Genomic DNA, 15,624 nt, shown 5'->3' on the forward strand with positions numbered 1-15,624 from the left:
GTAATTAATAGTTTTTCGCAGCAGTTTATGCAGGTGTTTAAAGCAATTTAGAGTATATATAAATACACTCTAATAGTTAGATAATAGTTTTGATTCTTCTAATTCAATGTTTTTTACTTGAGAGAATTTTGTCAATTTTTCTACTAATCAGCTCATTAACTTAAATGAACATATTTCTTTTACTTCCTTCCCGCCATTATTAGAGACGTAGCAATTCTACGTTTCTACACATCCGTGAATTGTAAATTCATATTTTGATTCAGCAACGCCTGTGTTCTTTTTGGCATTTTTATTTAGGAGTCTCAAAAATGACTCAAAAACAGGTAATTCTGCTACGAATGTTGGTTTTTGTGCCAATTGCATTCATAGCAGAATGGCTAGATTTTCCCGCCATCATTGTTTTTATTGCCTCTGGCTTGGCGATCATTCCCTTAGCAGCATTTATTGCTGACTCTACAGAAGCGATCGCGGAAGTTATTGGTCCATCTTTGGGAGGTTTACTTAACTCTACTTTCGGCAACGCTACAGAGTTAATTATCGCGATTGTCGCACTTCGAGCTGGATTGGTAGATGTAGTCAAAGCGAGCATTACAGGTACAATCGTTGCCAATCTTCTCTTAGCACTAGGAGCTGCAATTCTGTTAGGAGGATTGCGGTTTAAAGAACAAAGCTTTCAACCAACAGTTGCTCGGATCAACGCCTCTTCGTTGAATTTAGCATTAGTAGTGCTGCTTTCGCCAACAGCTATTAATTTCACATCTAAAGGCTTGCAACTTGCAACAATTAATCATTTTTCAATTGTTGCTGCTTTGTTGTTGTTACTTTTCTATGGGTTGACCTTGGTTTTTTCCATGAAAACCCACAAATCTATCTATCAACTCACAGAGCTAGAAGAAACTGACCAAGATACACTTGCATCTGAGAGTCATAAGGCTGGTTTATGGAAGTCAATTGGAATTCTGCTCATTTGCACGATTATTCTGGTCTTTGTATCTGATACTCTAGTAGCAAGCTTACAAGAAGCTATTTCTACATTAGGTTTAACTGACCTTTTTACAGGTGTCATTCTCATTCCCATTTTTGGGGGAGCAGTGGAATATATTACCACTGCCACCTTTGCGATGAAAAACAAAATGGATTTAGCGGTTGCAGTAGCAATGGGATCGAGTTTGCAAATAGCAATGTTTATTGCTCCTGTTTTAGTGTTGGTGGGTCAGTTAATGGGGCAATCAATGAATCTAGACTTCAACCCCTTTGAAGTACTGGCAGTGGCAATCGCAGTTTTAATTACCAATTCCATCAGCACCGATGGTCAATCCAATTGGTTAGAAGGAGCTTTGCTTCTCATTACCTATGCTGTTGTTGGAACAGCATTCTACTTTCACCCCTAGAACTTACGCAATAAACGCAATAAAGGTTAATTGTTGAGATTGGATGTAAGGGTGTAGGGGTGTAACAGAAGGGTTTTGCTCACTTACACCTCACACCCCTAAACTCCTAAACCCTTTGTCCAAACCCTTAATTAACAGTGCTAAATCTCCCATCCCAATTTTTATTGAGGTCATCTCCATGTCAAGTGAAGCAAGAATTAAAGCTCAATCCTCAGACATTGAAGTCAAAGCAGAGGTAATCGAAGTTTATTCCCAATCTTCCAGTATTCAGTTAGCTAGAATTTCGACTCAAAAAGCTCCTTGTTTAGGATTTTTTGCCACAGTCGCCTATGGCATCGGACAAGCAATCAGCGATGTAGCATGGCAAGCTGGAAAAGCTGTGACTGAAACTACGGCTGGTATGGCAGAAGTGATTAATGGCATGGCATACCAGGCTGGAAAAGCGGTACTAGAAACTGCTGCTAATGTTGGAGATGTTCTTGATAGCGTCACACCTCCTGGTTTAGCATATTTGTCTGCAACAGCCAATAATATGGGTGAGGTAATCGGAAGTGCTGCTTTTTTGACTGGAAAAATGGTCGCAGGAACAACTGCTGGTTTTGGCGAAGCGATCGGCAATGCTACCTCTCAAGCAGGCCAAGCTGTTGCTCAGACGGTATCTGAAGCCATAGAAAATATTCCCTCGCCTGCATCCAAGGCCACGATTCAAGAATTCGGAGGCAGCTTAATTGGAGCTACTGTCGGAGAAACAGTAGGGGGAACAGTTGGAGCAGTTGTAGTTGGGATAGCAATGGGACCAGCAGGAATGATTGTTGGTACTCAAGTAGGTAGTGTTGTTGGTTTTACTATTGGAGCACAGCTTGGTGAGGATGCTGTGCGACAAGTCAATCAGAGCACTCAAAAAAATTCTGAAATTGTTTCTAATGTAAAACCATTATCTTCTCAACAGCAGAAAGGAAGTTGGTTAGGCAATACTACCTGCAATTTCTTAGGCGAAACTGGTACAGCTGTGATCGGTGGAGTGATTGGGGGTACAGTACTGGGGCCAAAAGGCAAAGAAGTTGGCAAAAAAATTGGCATGTTTGTAGGTAGGCGAACAGAATGGAACTCTAACACCAAAATCGCAGATCATGTCGAAGTTGGAGGTGAAGGAGAAAAACAACAACCTTAATGATGAAACTGCTGTGCTGGCGATCAAAAATGTCTTGAAAGTGAACTTTCAAGACAATCAATCACCAGAAAATTCAAGAACGAGGGCATGAAAATTTGACCGTGCCAATTTAAAATCTTCAAGCCCTGCACCCAAGGAGTGGTCGGGGTCAATCTAAAATCGCAAATCTAAAATCCAAAATCGTTTGACTCTTCCTACACCCCCACACCCCCACACCCATTTTCAAGATAAGTTGCTGCTTCATGTTGCTGAGATGAACCATTTGAGCCATTGCCATTGTGGGAGGCAATGACATAATGCTGGGGTAGTTCTAAAGCAACTGGAGGAGCGCTGGTATTGGCAAATTGTCCTGGGGTTGGTCCTGTTTGAGAATCGTAGTCACTCAGTTGACTCTGAGGGTATACATAGGCATGACTTACGGGGTCATATGCTAGTACTTCACCTGTTTCAATATGATAAATCCAGCCATAAATCTTCAACTTACCTTGATACAACCTGGAGTGAACAATGGGGTAAGTTCTCAAATTTTCAATTTGTGTCAGGACATTCTCAGCGATCACAATCTCTAATAATTCCTCAGACTGGAATGTTCTGTAGTTGTCTTTCACTAATCTTCTGGTAGCTTCCGCATGTTTGAGCCAGTCATAAACCAAGGGCATTTCTTGTCTGAGACTATCCAGTGTCAGCAATCCTTTCATCGCTCCACAGTGAGTATGACCGCAAATCACAACCTGTTCAATATCTAATGCTTGAATTGCATATTCTATTGATGCTCCTTCACCACCATTAGCTGCTCCATAAGATGGAACAATATTACCTGCATTACGTATGACAAACAACTCACCGACTTCAGCCTGAGTAATCAAATTTGGATCCATTCGGGAGTCAGAGCAAGTAATAAATAGGACTCTAGGCTTTTGACCATGAGAAAGTTGCTCAAATAACTCCAGATGGGTAGAGAAATAATTGCTTTTAAACTGTTGTAGACCTCTAATTAGTTTTCTCATAAGCTAAGTACTGTTTTGCGTGAAATCGTAGCGACCTTAAACGCATTAGACGCTTCGCCTTCCCCTTAGACAAATTTGTGCAAAACCGGGCAACCTTATATATTTTGCCGACATTTAAATGTTTTCACGCGTAGGTGGGATCTGCGTTTCCAAAATCGCCATAGAGAAAAACTCAGCAACCCCAGCATAATGATCCAACTGGTTGTGGTAGAAAAATTTAAGTTATCCATTAGGTAATCTAATTCACTTCAAGTCAAAGTTTTACATTTGAGAAACAACTAGGCTTGTTTTAGCTTGCTTCCCCGAAGGGGTACGCAGCGTAAACGCGACATCGGCTTCCCTAGGTAGCCAAGTGAAACATCTCAGTATTTGCCCAAAATCCCATATTCTACTCTGCGAGAAGCCTCTACGCGTCTACGTTCCGCTAGCGTTCCACTCAGAATGACAAATTATACCTTCCTTGACTTTTCAAACATCCTCTTAACTAACCCTGTTCTTGCTTTTCTTCAAAAGCAACTATCAAATATGGTTCTTCAAATTTACCTGATTGAATGGATAGTTTTTGCAAATCTGGAGGTAAAAAGATATTTCGCCGTTGCTCCCCTGCTTCAACAGTCAGTTCTTGACCGTGTTGAGTTAATTTAACCTGTTTTTTAGTGAATCCTGGTAAAAATACAAATAATTGACGGGATTCTAGATCAATCTTGAAAGGAAAAGGAGCCTGATGATTGTTGTTAAAATCAGGTAGAGCTTTCAGTAAAGGATCCCAGTTATGCTCCTTTAAAGCTGGAATAGAAGTAACACTCAATGGAGCAAAGACTTGCTGTAAATCGGTTAGGTCATCGCCTTCCTGACACTGATAAGCCAGAACCCCATTGACAATTAGGTTTATCTGTTGAGCGCTCCCCCAAAGCCATTTAGTTTCAGCGAGAGCTCCTGGTTCATTACTAGTCACCAGGTAAGATGTCAGCTTATTTGCATCTCCCACAACAGCCATACCTTCAGCAATCCAACTGCGGATTTGCTCTAAACCTTGTTGCACTTTTTCAGTATCCACATTTGCCGAAACAATTGCAGAAGCAATTGGCCCACCAATAGAATCAGCAATTTTGTGTAAGCTAAATCCCTCAAATATCTTCCCAAAACGATGAAAATACCAGTCCAACATTCCTGGTATGCCTAACATCCGCAGCGTTTCTAAATCTCCCCGACTATCATAGACTATGATTTCATAGTCGCCACTTTGATAGTATTGGCGCATAGCATTGAAATAAAGGAGACTATCAAATCCAGGAAGCAAAATTAACTCTCCTGAGTAGATTTCTTCAGAGTCAGGTATTGGGATATAAAGGGACAATAGTTGCTTAACTTCTTCCCAGGTTTGGTCAAGCATTGTTGTAGCCTGTAGCTGCACAGCTTGTAGATTGGGAGCAACAACCTGGGGAATATGCGTCAGAGGGGTTTTCAACAAAGTTTCAGCATTGGGATTAGGGTTATGAGTGACAAACAGCACTTCTTTTCCCTGTTGAGAAAACCATTTGGCAGTAGCGATCGCTAGCGTTGTATGCCCTATCCCTACTTTACCAACAAATGTAATGATTCTGCTCATTGAAATATTAACCTTTCACTCTAGAATTACTGAAATTCATGTGAAAATTAGGTGATATAAAAACTCCGGCCAGTATGAGATAGAGTTAATTAACCCAGACTACAAATATTCAGTTAATTCTATGTGAGTAAGGACGAATTAGTGAGATTGACTAAATTTTTAAAAGATTGACCAATTGTAATAAAAATTGGTCAATCAATCAGGCATTTAAGGTTCTAGAGTACAAAAACAAGCCGCAGCTACCAGAAGAAATGGAGTACCAGGAATCAGAGGCAGAAGTATCCCAACAACACCTACTACAGCGGATATCAAGCCAACAAAAATTCTTGCGGCATTTCTCATCTGCTTAAACATAATTCATTTGTCCAAATACTTGCTATTTCCTACTAATTGCAATGTACCAGAAAAATTACCTCTTGACTCATAAAATTAATAGTGCGTTACTATACTAATAGTTAATTGCAAAGATAAGCTAAAGTTTATCTCTTTACTCTAGTTTTAGTAGAAAATCTTATCATCCTTGCATTGGATTGATGGTAGAGTGATGTTAACAGTAATGTATTCTCTTAAAACATACAATTTGAGGTACTTATGTACTCTTTCTTGAGCATTGCCCCTAGAAACACTGGTTGGACTCAACCATTCAATAGATTTATGAATACACTTGCGTTGTTGCTTCCCAATATTCTGTTATCGCTGGTCATATCTATTCTTGGCTCAATAATTCTGACCATTTTTGCCTATGGATTGAGCGCGACCACAGGCTTTCCCATTATGCCCTTTTTCCTAATTATTATTTAACCTAGACGATGCTTGAGCCAGAATGCTAACAGCGGCATTGCTATCCGATAGCTATACTTGGAACCATAAACAAGTCCTTTTTGTTCCAATCCAGCCAGCGCCCCTTGCAGACCTCCTCCTCTAGAAAGTTGATGTTTCTCTATATATTCGCGTGAGTGAGGGCTATCAGTTGGGTCAAGAGCTAGACTTTCTAAAACACGAGCCTGAATAGGTGGGAGTAGCAAAAGCAAGGACTCAAAAGTTAGAGATAGATCTTCCACTAAACTTAAAGCGCTACGGTGGACGTGGTGAGTTTGAATCAATCCGTCCTCAAAAGGATAAACTATTAGGGATGATTGCTGTTCAGAACTCATGACTCTAGGTGCATTTTTCTTAGTGTCTTCATCTTTCATCCTTGCAAAAGCTCGACAGTCCAGCCAAATTCGACGGGAAAGAGCGATTGCATCGCCAAGATGACCTTGGACGTAGTTGAGAAACATGTTGAGTGCTTGACTATCTGCCTCAAATTTAAGTTCTTCTGCTGCCATAGCTTTTATAATCCAGGATTGGAGGTCTTTACGCTCCAGAGGTGCTAAAGTAACGACATGCAAATTGCTTTCATAAACCCAGGGTTCTGGAACTGTAGCAATTAGGACATAACTAACACGGTTTTGCCGCTCAACTTCTTGGCGCAAGTAATCTTCCCATTTCCCAGTTCGATCCCAAGAACGGATGTGAGGGAAATTCTGAAATACCAACACAACTCGGCAATCTAAACATTCTGCCATCACTTGCGGTAGGGTCAAGAGAGCTTGTAGGATAATCCAGTTATCTTTAGATGAGACGTGCCAGACTAAGCGAGTTCGTCGTGTCAAATATTGTTCCAGAGTCAACGGATGTTCAATACTCCATCGTTGAATAAGCTCTAGTTCGACTGGATTTGAGAAAACTTCCAGCAATCTTTCTGCTAAAAGTTCCAAAAAACGAGAAGAATTAGTCGCTCGCAGACAGTCAATTTCTAACACTCTGGCTCCTACCTCTTCGGCTGCCCAACGGATGAGCGCTCGCCGCCCATTTCCTGGAACACCTGCCACCATCAGGTCGCCATCCTGAGCAAGAATTGTACTAACTTGCTGTAGTTCTGCCTGCCTGCCTACTAGATATCGGGGAACAAAAGGATTACCGACCATAGGTAAGAGTTGTTATTGATAACTATAATTTTAGATTATACTTAATACCATTTAATAGTATTGAAATATTTTACCAAGAAAGGCAGAAGTACGAAGGCAGAGGGCAGAAGGTTATATGTATTAACAAAAACTTCAGTTGTGGGTATAAAGCCCACTTAAAATTCAATCCCACGTTTTTAAGCGTGGGTTCCTTCAGCATAAGTGCCTCCTGCCCTCTGCCTTCTGAAAGATACTATTATTTATTGCCATAGATATATAACAATTTGATTTGAGTTGTGAACAATTTAGCTCGCCCAGATCCCCGATGTTTCCAAAAAGTTGGGGATCTTACTTTTCAACGAGCAGTACTTCTGAACTGGTATTTGCCAACTTTGGTAATTACCAATTAATTAAAAGTACTGAAGAGTGATATTAATTAAAATTATAGTTGATACTATTTAATAGTGCTGTATAGTAAAGTAAGTATTATGAAATATTGTAAGTAGACATAGCAAGCATTACTAGGAATTTCGATCCATGTCTTCTAGTACCATATCAGACTCAGCTTTTGCGAAGCCTGAAGCTCCGGCTTGGCATACCTTGGAGGTTGATCAAGCACTCTTGAAGCTGAAAAGCGATCGCACTTCTGGTTTAAAAACCACACAAATTACAGAAAAACAGCAGCGTTATGGCTCTAACGAATTGGTAGAAACGGGGGGACGTAAACCCTTAGAAATCTTGTGGGACCAATTCAAAAACATCATGCTGCTGATGCTGATTGCAGTCGCAATCATCTCTGCAATTTTGGATATTCGCGAATCTTTTACAGCTGGGAAGTTCGTTTTTCCCAAGGATGCCGTCGCGATTTTTGTAGTCGTAATCTTGAATGGCGTACTAGGCTACATTCAAGAAAGTGGTGCCGAGAAAGCTTTAGCAGCACTAAAAAACCTAGCTTCATCAAAAGTGCGAGTCATCCGGGACAGTAAGCCAGTAGAAGTAGAGTCAAAGGAACTGGTACCAGGAGACATCATGGTCCTAGAAGCTGGAGTCAAAGTAGCAGCCGATGGACGCTTGGTTGAAGCTGCGAATCTGCAAGTACGAGAAGCGGCCCTCACAGGAGAAGCACACGCAGTCAACAAACAAGCAGAAGTGCTGTTACCAAAAGATGCACCCTTGGGCGATCGCATCAACTTAGTTTTCTCTGGCACTGAAGTTGTTCAAGGACGAGCAACAGTCATAGTCACTGAAACTGGAATGCAAACAGAACTGGGCAAGATTGCCACCGCACTCCAATCAGTGGAATCTGAGCCTACCCCCTTACAAAAGCGCATGAGCCAACTAGGAAACACCCTAGTCACGGGTTCCTTAATACTAGTGGCAATAGTCATAGTGGGTGGCACGATTGTTCATCCCTCTCTGTTTGAGGAATTAGTCAAAGTTTCCCTCAGCATGGCAGTTGCCGTTGTTCCAGAAGGTTTACCAGCAGTAATCACCGTCACCTTAGCACTGGGAACCCAGCGCATGGTCAGACGCAACGCTCTGATTCGCAAACTTCCTGCCGTAGAAACCCTTGGTTCTGTCACCACCATTTGCTCAGATAAAACTGGAACTCTCACCCAAAACAAAATGGTAGTACAGGCACTGCATACACCTAGCAGTTCTCTCAGCATTACAGGAGAAGGCTACAGTCCTGAAGGTCACTTTTATGAGATGGGTATGATAAATCAACCATCTCAAATGATCTTACCTCAACAGCAGCCAGAACTTTTAGCACTCATGCTTGCCTGTGTCCTGTGTAATGATGCAATTTTGCAAAAGGAAGGTGGTGAGTGGGCAATTCTCGGAGATCCAACAGAAGGAGCATTACTATCTGTTGCAGGTAAAGCTGGGTTCCGCAAGCATGAGCAAGAAGGTTATTTCCCTCGTGTTGCAGAATTTCCTTTCTCCTCAGAGCGCAAGCGTATGAGTGTAATGGTGGAGACTCACAGAAGCGATGAACAACTTTCTGTGTTCCATAACCTACACCTTGCACCCTACGTCATGTTTACTAAAGGGTCACCAGAGTTAACCCTAGAACGTTGTACTCATATTCAGGTGGAGAATCGTTGGCAACCGATCACAGATGAACAGCGTCGAAAAATTCTCCAACAAAATAATCAGCTTGCAAGTCGAGGTCTGCGAGTTTTAGGATTTGCCAGTAAGCTTTTAACAGAATTGCCGCCCGAAGCTTCTGAAGATGTCTCCGAAAATGGATTAACATGGCTAGGATTAGTAGGAATGCTAGATGCACCCCGTCCGGAAGTCAGAGAAGCAGTAGCAAAATGTCGGGCAGCAGGTATTCGCCCTGTTATGATTACTGGAGATCACCAGTTAACAGCGCAGGCGATCGCAGAAGACTTAGGTATTGCTAAAGCAGGTAGCTTATCTCTTACAGGACAAGAACTAGAAAAACTCAGCATGGCAGACTTGGAGGCAGAGGTTGATCGGGTTAGTGTCTATGCTCGTGTCTCACCAGAACATAAGCTGCGAATTGTCCAAGCACTGCAACATCGCAACAATGTAGTGGCGATGACGGGGGATGGAGTCAATGACGCTCCAGCATTAAAGCAGGCAGATATTGGTGTGGCAATGGGAATCACAGGTACAGATGTCAGTAAAGAAGCCAGTGATATGGTGCTTCTGGACGACAACTTCGCCACCATCGTCTCAGCTGTAGAGGAAGGCCGTGTTGTTTACATCAATATTCGCCGCTTCATCCGTTACATTTTAGGCAGCAACATTGGCGAAGTACTGACTATTGCTGCTGCGCCCCTACTAGGATTAGGTGGTGTGCCAATGTCACCTTTACAAATTCTCTGGATGAACCTAGTAACAGATGGTGTTCCCGCCTTAGCTTTAGCAGTGGAACCAGGTAGACCAATTGTCATGCAGCAGCCACCCAAAGACCCTAAAGAAAACATCTTTGCCAGAGGCTTGGGAGCTTATATGATTCGTATTGGCTGTGTCCTAGCGGTAGTAACCATCTTGATGATGACGTGGGCATACAACTTTACTCAGCAGAACACGGCAGGCGGAACACTTGACCCAGACCGTTGGAAGACAATGGTATTCACTACCCTCTGTCTAGCTCAAATGGGACATGCGCTTGCTATTCGTTCCAACACTCGTTTATTCATTCAGGTTAATCCCTTCTCTAACCCCTTTATTCTTGCTTCTGTGATTTTAACCAGCATCTTGCAACTGTTGCTAATTTATATTGAACCACTCCGAAACTTCTTCGGCACTCACTACATTACCTTTCAAGAGCTAATGGTCTGTATTGGCTTCAGTGCTATTATCTTTATCTGGATTGAGGCCGAGAAGCTATTTATCCGCTGGTTTTTCCGTCCTAGAGTTTAGTTGGCGGTGCGAAACTCAAAAGCCTTTTGACCTGAATAGGACTAAGATAAGCCGAAAGTCACTCGATTTTGGATTTTGGACTTTGGATTTTAGATTTCAGATTTTCATTTTAATCCAAAATCTAAAATCTAAAATTGTTCGGTCAATGTTTAGAAAGAAGAATTCCAGATTTACAAACATTGTCTAGAGAGGTTGCTCCCAAGCTGCAATTTCTGATTTTAGTAATTGGCGATCGCCAATTCAAGGATATAAGCACGGGTTAGACTTCGAGCTTTTCGCTTGCCTGTTTTCATTAGCGATCGCAGTTCGGATAACTCTGCTTCATTTAAGTCTACAGTGTATTTTTTTGCCATCACACAATCTTGGTCTTAGCTTACCACCAGATGCTACTACCAGGCAAAGTTACTTTGGTGGACTACTAGAAGGACACGAATTTATCAAGTTTGGTTGACTTCTCCTAATTCCAAAAACTTTTTTATTTTTTCTCAAAAAATCGGGATTTTTTGTAATAAAACTAAAAATTGTACCCGATCGAGGACTAGGCATGTTTAAGCAATCAGGACTATCGTAGTCTTAACTTAACTTAGATCTTGCGCCTACCCGGTATACCATCTGAAAATAAATTCTCAGGCTGATAGCATAAGTTATTTAAAGGGACTCAAATACTTTCCTAATTAGATTTATCTGACTTTCGCTATCAACCTTTAAAATTTATTTCTTGGCGAAACGAAAAACTGGTGCAAGAGTTCTTGTGATTAAAGGACTACTTTAGTATGGCAATAACTTCTAGTTCTGACAGTGTACGGACTTCTACCTACTGGATTCAGATCGGTTTTTTCTCAATAGTTGTGCTTTTTAATGTCTGCTTAAATCTTCAAGTTTTGACTGTTGGACTAGCGTATTTTTACGATCCTGAGTGGTGGAAAGTTCATGTTTGGCTGGTGCGTGGTTACAGTGGATTGACACCACTGCTGTTAGGATTGGTGTTCTTGAGTCCATTTCCTAAACGAGTGCGAGGGCTGACGGTAAGTATGCCAATACTTCTTGCACTACAGTTTATTACAATTCACTTGAATCCACCTTTACCTTTGTCCTTACCTTTAGGTGTATTACACCCATTAATTGGGTTCACGCTGTTTTCTGCTTCCACAACTTTAGTTCATCGTACGCAGCGCTTCATATTTCCTAAGCTAGATGATGAAAGCGATGTTAATTTAACTAAGCAATGATCCAAAGATGGCAAAGGATACAAAAAAACTGAAATGGCTAAGGGCTATCAATTGGCGGATAATTGCACTCGTAATTGTAGCTACTGCTTTAGCCGGAGGATCATTGTATTATAGTATTTCAAAATTTGGACGCAAGCCTACTGAACCTGTAGTTGCTGCTCCTACTCCTGAACCGATTACGGCTTTAGGACGACTAGAACCTGTATCAGAGGTCGTGCAAGTATCTACACCGACAACACTCAGAAATGATCGGGTTGCTCAACTTTTGGTAAAACGGGGCGATCGCGTTAACAAAGGTGAGATGATTGCTAGTTTGGCAAGCCATGATCGCCTGCAAACAGTTTTACTAGAAGCACAAGAACAAGTCAAAGTTGCTCAAGCAAAACTAGCTCAAGTCAGAGCGGGAGCAAAGTCTGGAGAGATTTCAGCTCAACGAGCTGAAATTACTCGTCTTGAAGAAGAATTGCAAGGCGAAATCGCAACTCAAGCAGCAACCATAGCTCGACGGCAATCCGAGGTTAATATTGCACAAGCAGAGTACAATCGGTATTTGGCGCTGTATCAAGAAGGTGCGATCGCAGCTTCTGATCTCGATCAAAGGCGACTGACGCTGGAAACTGCTCAAGCACAACTCAAGGAAGTCAACGCCAACCGCAATCGTACTGCTGACACCTTACGCGCCCAAATCAATCAAGCCAAAGCTACGCTCAACCAAATTTCTGAGGTTCGTCCTGTAGATGTCCAGTTAGCACAAACAGAGGTCGATCAAGCAAATGCAGCAGTCAAACGGGCTAAAGCAGAGTTGAAAGAGTCCTACATATATGCACCGATCACAGGACAAGTCCTAGAAATTCATACTCATGCAGGTGAAGCGATCGCCTCTGAAGGAATTGTTGATTTGGGAAAAACTGACCAAATGGAAGTCGTTGCAGAAGTTTATCAGAGTGATATCAGTAAGATTAGTGTTGGTCAAGTCGCACTCATTACAGGTGAAGGGTTTTCTGGGGAAGTGGGTGGAACGGTTCGCCAAGTTGGACTGCAAGTTATCCAACAAAAAGTTTTCAGCGATCAACCCGGAGAGAACCTTGATCGGCGTGTTATCGAAGTCAGAATTAGTGTGAATCCCAAGGATACCGCAAAAGTAGCTAGTTTGACTAACTTACAAGTACAGGTAGCAATTCAACCGCAAACGCAAAAATAATCGCTTGATACTCTTTAAAATTTATGTTGCGTAAGTTATTTCGCAAAACACCTCTAGCCTGGCTACAAGTCAAGCGAGAAAGAAGTCGCCTCGTTGTCGCCTTAGCTGGAATTGCTTTTGCTGATATTCTCATGTTTTTTCAGCTTGGTCTCATGGAGGCTGCTTTTGCTTCTGCGACGGCGATGCACAGTCTGTTACAAGGTGATTTGTTCTTGATTAATGCCATATCTGATAATGTACAAACCATTAAGCCTTTTTCACGCTCCAAGCTGTTTCAAACTCTTGGTAAGGACGGAGTCGCTTCCATCAATGTTTTATATCTAGGAATAGGAAGTTGGCGTAATCCTGATAATCGGACATTCTGGCAGGTGCAAGTCTATGGTTTTAATCCAAGTAAGCCGTCAATGGATGTACCAGATGCTACACCTCTATTGGGTAAAATAAAGCTATTAAATTATGCACTTTATGACCGAACAGCACGACCAAATCTAGGTAATGTTACTACCAAAATTCAGGAAAAAAATTCATTTTCAGCACAAATAAATAACGTACAAATTCAAGTAGTTGGTGTTTTCACAATGGGAAGCACATTCGCAGCTGATGGTAATTTGATTGTTAGTGACTCTACCTTTTTGCGTTTGTTTCCACAACGTCAACCGGATGAGATTGATGTCGGTCTGATCAAGCTGAAACCTGGTGCAGATATTAAAAAAGTGCAAACAAATTTAAGAGCAAAATTGTCGAAAGATGTGCTAATTCTCACTAAGCAAGAATTTATACAAAGAGAGAAAGACTACTGGGGTCAGACCAGACCTATCGGTGTAATTTTTGGATTTGGAACTATAGTCGGCTTTTTAGTAGGGACAGTTATTGTTTATCAGATTCTTTATTCTGATGTTTCTGATCATTTACCTGAATACGCTACCCTGAAAGCTATGGGTTATACCAATCGCTTTTTAATTGGGCTTGTACTTCAAGAAGCTGTAATTCTAGCTATTTTGGGCTTTATTCCAGGATTTGCAATTTCTTTTGGGCTTTACAGACTCATTGCCCAAGCAACGTTTCTTCCCGTCGTCATGACAGTGGAGCGTGCCACACTGATTTTGTCTTTGACTTTTATAATGTGCATTGCATCAGGAGCGATTACAATGCGTAAGTTAGGAGCTGCTGATCCTGCTGATATTTTTTAGCAGAAAAGCTGATGGATGGTAACAACTCTCTCAGTAGTGCCAACCAATAATTAAATGTTTCATTTGCTGTAGATTCACTGACTCCAAACTGGATACCAAGAAGTTGAAATGTGGTCATATGTCTGAGATAAACCAAAGTCAAAATTATTTGTTTTGGTATCGATAATTTAGGTTTCCTACCACCTCCACCTGCAATGATTCTAATTCGCACTCACGGCAAATGTGATTCTGCTTACCTCTTTTTCTTTTATTCCTATGGTTATGGGACGATTCACAACGCGGACATTCCATGCAAATTTTACCTCAATTCATACCGCCATTATGCAACGCCATAAAAATAATCTGCTTGTTCAAATAGCAAGCAGATTTTAATTAAAGGGCTGGTTTTTGTTGTTGAGAAAGTTAAACGTTTAACTCCAGTAATAAATCTTATTACGCTCTTTAGAGAAGGCTAAAAATCCACCAATGGTTCGCCGTGGAGAATTGCCAATTACTTGATTAACCCGATGGTAGTATCGACCACCATTGAACAGTATCATATCTCCAGGACCTGGTGCAAAAGCTACGCTTTGGGACTGCTGAGACTGGAATCTGGAATCAGCATCATTCATATATTTATGCAGGTCACCTGATTGTTCTGCTTGTTCTGGATTCCATTCCAGATTGTAAACTACTAGCTCACCGCCAGCTTGAGGGACACTGAGGGGAATAAAGTAACTAAGCTGATCAGAGAAATCAAGCAAAGTTTTCAAATGCTCAGATGCGGGCATTAGCAAGAAATCATTGCCAACATGAACTGTAATTTCACGACCTTCAGTCAACAATCGGAGAGTAGCTGGAGTATAACTTTGTCCTTCTGGTCCTGTGGGAATTTCCACAGGTAATCCACACAGAGAATGAAGTACCGACTCTACCCGTTCCTCAAAGTCGGGATTTCCTTGGAACAAAGCACGACAAGCTTGTCGAAAGATTGCTGAAGAAGCAAAGTAGTCTTTGAGATCAGGCGATTGACCAACAATAACATGACCGTATATTTGAGCTACTTTTGTGCCAAATTCTTCATTCTTGTTAAAGATTAATTTCATGCCGCCCTCATCCTCATCTTCTAGGCGACGGATAACTCGCTCAATACTATCCAAGGGCAAGACTCCACGGATGATCATGCCGTCGAAGCGACGGTCGATAACTATATCTTGAATAGCAGTAGGATAATTGTTGATTTCTGTTACATTGATGTCTAAAAAATTTAAAGCAGATTTTGTAGAAACGGCGTTATTGGACATCAGCTTTTCCTCAGTTACTATCAGTCGCTTTCCGTGAATTACAGTGCCAATATTAAAATTTTTGTATTATTTTTTATTAATTAATACAATTTTCTAATATTTAGCTAATTTAGTAATCCCTATATGACTTCATAGTTTAAAAATAACTGATTATTATAAACTTTGTTTAGTTACATAAGTACTTTTTTAATAAAA

13 protein-coding genes are annotated in these 15,624 nt (G+C 41.3%); 6 read left to right on the forward strand and 7 right to left on the reverse strand.

Annotated elements, in window-relative coordinates; all coding sequences use genetic code 11:
* The first annotated feature begins 308 nt into the window (after window positions 1-308).
* On the forward strand, window positions 309-1,391 hold the full coding sequence (cax, locus tag B4U84_RS27100; RefSeq protein ID WP_131121244.1) for a calcium/proton exchanger: 1,083 nt from the start codon (window positions 309-311) through the stop codon (window positions 1,389-1,391).
* A 178-nt stretch (window positions 1,392-1,569) separates the two neighbouring features.
* A complete protein-coding gene (locus B4U84_RS27105; protein WP_131121245.1) occupies window positions 1,570-2,562 on the forward strand; it encodes a hypothetical protein in 993 nt (330 codons plus the stop codon).
* A 194-nt stretch (window positions 2,563-2,756) separates the two neighbouring features.
* Here B4U84_RS27105 and B4U84_RS27110 read toward each other — a convergent pair whose 3' ends face one another.
* From B4U84_RS27110 to B4U84_RS27125, 4 genes are all read right to left on the reverse strand, one after another.
* Window positions 2,757-3,569, reverse strand: coding sequence for a carbonic anhydrase (locus B4U84_RS27110; RefSeq protein WP_131121246.1), 813 nt, complete (start codon window positions 3,567-3,569; stop codon window positions 2,757-2,759).
* 484 nt (window positions 3,570-4,053) lie between these two features.
* A complete protein-coding gene (locus B4U84_RS27115; protein WP_131121247.1) occupies window positions 4,054-5,178 on the reverse strand; it encodes a Get3/ArsA fold putative tail anchor-mediating ATPase NosAFP in 1,125 nt (374 codons plus the stop codon).
* A 207-nt stretch (window positions 5,179-5,385) separates the two neighbouring features.
* The gene (locus B4U84_RS27120; protein WP_072046625.1) at window positions 5,386-5,532 is read right to left on the reverse strand and encodes a DUF454 family protein; all 147 of its coding nucleotides are present in this window, start codon (window positions 5,530-5,532) and stop codon (window positions 5,386-5,388) included.
* Window positions 5,533-5,975: 443 nt separating this feature from the next.
* Complete coding sequence (locus B4U84_RS27125; RefSeq protein ID WP_131121248.1) at window positions 5,976-7,148, reverse strand: ATP-binding protein; 1,173 nt, start codon at window positions 7,146-7,148, stop codon at window positions 5,976-5,978.
* Window positions 7,149-7,664: 516 nt separating this feature from the next.
* On the opposite strand from B4U84_RS27125, the gene B4U84_RS27130 reads away from it, so the two are divergent.
* Window positions 7,665-10,526: a cation-translocating P-type ATPase gene (locus B4U84_RS27130; protein ID WP_131121249.1), complete on the forward strand. Its 2,862-nt coding sequence runs from the start codon at window positions 7,665-7,667 to the stop codon at window positions 10,524-10,526.
* A 218-nt stretch (window positions 10,527-10,744) separates the two neighbouring features.
* On the opposite strand, the gene B4U84_RS31995 is transcribed toward B4U84_RS27130, so the two are convergent.
* Window positions 10,745-10,879 (reverse strand): hypothetical protein, encoded by a 135-nt coding sequence (locus tag B4U84_RS31995; protein ID WP_278248360.1) that lies wholly within the window; start codon window positions 10,877-10,879, stop codon window positions 10,745-10,747.
* 420 nt (window positions 10,880-11,299) lie between these two features.
* On the opposite strand from B4U84_RS31995, the gene B4U84_RS27135 reads away from it, so the two are divergent.
* The 3 genes from B4U84_RS27135 to devC are packed head-to-tail and all read left to right on the forward strand — an operon-like array spanning window position 11,300 to window position 14,146.
* Window positions 11,300-11,755, forward strand: a complete 456-nt coding sequence (locus B4U84_RS27135) for a DUF6220 domain-containing protein (RefSeq protein WP_131121250.1) — start codon at window positions 11,300-11,302, stop codon at window positions 11,753-11,755.
* A 7-nt stretch (window positions 11,756-11,762) separates the two neighbouring features.
* Entirely contained in the window at window positions 11,763-12,956 is a 1,194-nt protein-coding gene (locus tag B4U84_RS27140; protein ID WP_131121251.1) for an ABC exporter membrane fusion protein, read from the forward strand.
* 23 nt (window positions 12,957-12,979) lie between these two features.
* Complete coding sequence (gene devC, locus B4U84_RS27145) at window positions 12,980-14,146, forward strand: ABC transporter permease DevC (RefSeq protein WP_131121252.1); 1,167 nt, start codon at window positions 12,980-12,982, stop codon at window positions 14,144-14,146.
* Here devC and B4U84_RS32000 read toward each other — a convergent pair.
* Both B4U84_RS32000 and B4U84_RS27155 read right to left on the reverse strand, forming a co-directional pair.
* Window positions 14,100-14,357 (reverse strand): helix-turn-helix domain-containing protein, encoded by a 258-nt coding sequence (locus tag B4U84_RS32000; RefSeq protein WP_278248361.1) that lies wholly within the window; start codon window positions 14,355-14,357, stop codon window positions 14,100-14,102. The genes devC and B4U84_RS32000 overlap by 47 nt on opposite strands.
* A 199-nt stretch (window positions 14,358-14,556) precedes the next feature.
* On the reverse strand, window positions 14,557-15,429 hold the full coding sequence (locus B4U84_RS27155) for a 2OG-Fe(II)-dependent halogenase WelO5 family protein (RefSeq protein ID WP_131121253.1): 873 nt from the start codon (window positions 15,427-15,429) through the stop codon (window positions 14,557-14,559).
* Window positions 15,430-15,624: the final 195 nt, after the last annotated feature.

This window comes from Westiellopsis prolifica IICB1 (assembly GCF_004323185.1).
Classification (GTDB): domain Bacteria; phylum Cyanobacteriota; class Cyanobacteriia; order Cyanobacteriales; family Nostocaceae; genus Pelatocladus; species Pelatocladus prolificus_A.

Bases quoted from the DNA above. Each gene is read 5' to 3' on its own strand.
- cax (WP_131121244.1), top strand. From the start codon at position 309: ATGACTCAAAAACAGGTAATTCTGCTACGAATGTTGGTTTTTGTGCCA.
- B4U84_RS27105 (WP_131121245.1), top strand. From the start codon at position 1,570: ATGTCAAGTGAAGCAAGAATTAAAGCTCAATCCTCAGACATTGAAGTC.
- B4U84_RS27110 (WP_131121246.1), bottom strand. From the start codon at position 3,569: ATGAGAAAACTAATTAGAGGTCTACAACAGTTTAAAAGCAATTATTTC.
- B4U84_RS27115 (WP_131121247.1), bottom strand. From the start codon at position 5,178: ATGAGCAGAATCATTACATTTGTTGGTAAAGTAGGGATAGGGCATACA.
- B4U84_RS27120 (WP_072046625.1), bottom strand. From the start codon at position 5,532: ATGTTTAAGCAGATGAGAAATGCCGCAAGAATTTTTGTTGGCTTGATA.
- B4U84_RS27125 (WP_131121248.1), bottom strand. From the start codon at position 7,148: ATGGTCGGTAATCCTTTTGTTCCCCGATATCTAGTAGGCAGGCAGGCA.
- B4U84_RS27130 (WP_131121249.1), top strand. From the start codon at position 7,665: ATGTCTTCTAGTACCATATCAGACTCAGCTTTTGCGAAGCCTGAAGCT.
- B4U84_RS31995 (WP_278248360.1), bottom strand. From the start codon at position 10,879: ATGGCAAAAAAATACACTGTAGACTTAAATGAAGCAGAGTTATCCGAA.
- B4U84_RS27135 (WP_131121250.1), top strand. From the start codon at position 11,300: ATGGCAATAACTTCTAGTTCTGACAGTGTACGGACTTCTACCTACTGG.
- B4U84_RS27140 (WP_131121251.1), top strand. From the start codon at position 11,763: ATGGCAAAGGATACAAAAAAACTGAAATGGCTAAGGGCTATCAATTGG.
- devC (WP_131121252.1), top strand. From the start codon at position 12,980: ATGTTGCGTAAGTTATTTCGCAAAACACCTCTAGCCTGGCTACAAGTC.
- B4U84_RS27155 (WP_131121253.1), bottom strand. From the start codon at position 15,429: ATGTCCAATAACGCCGTTTCTACAAAATCTGCTTTAAATTTTTTAGAC.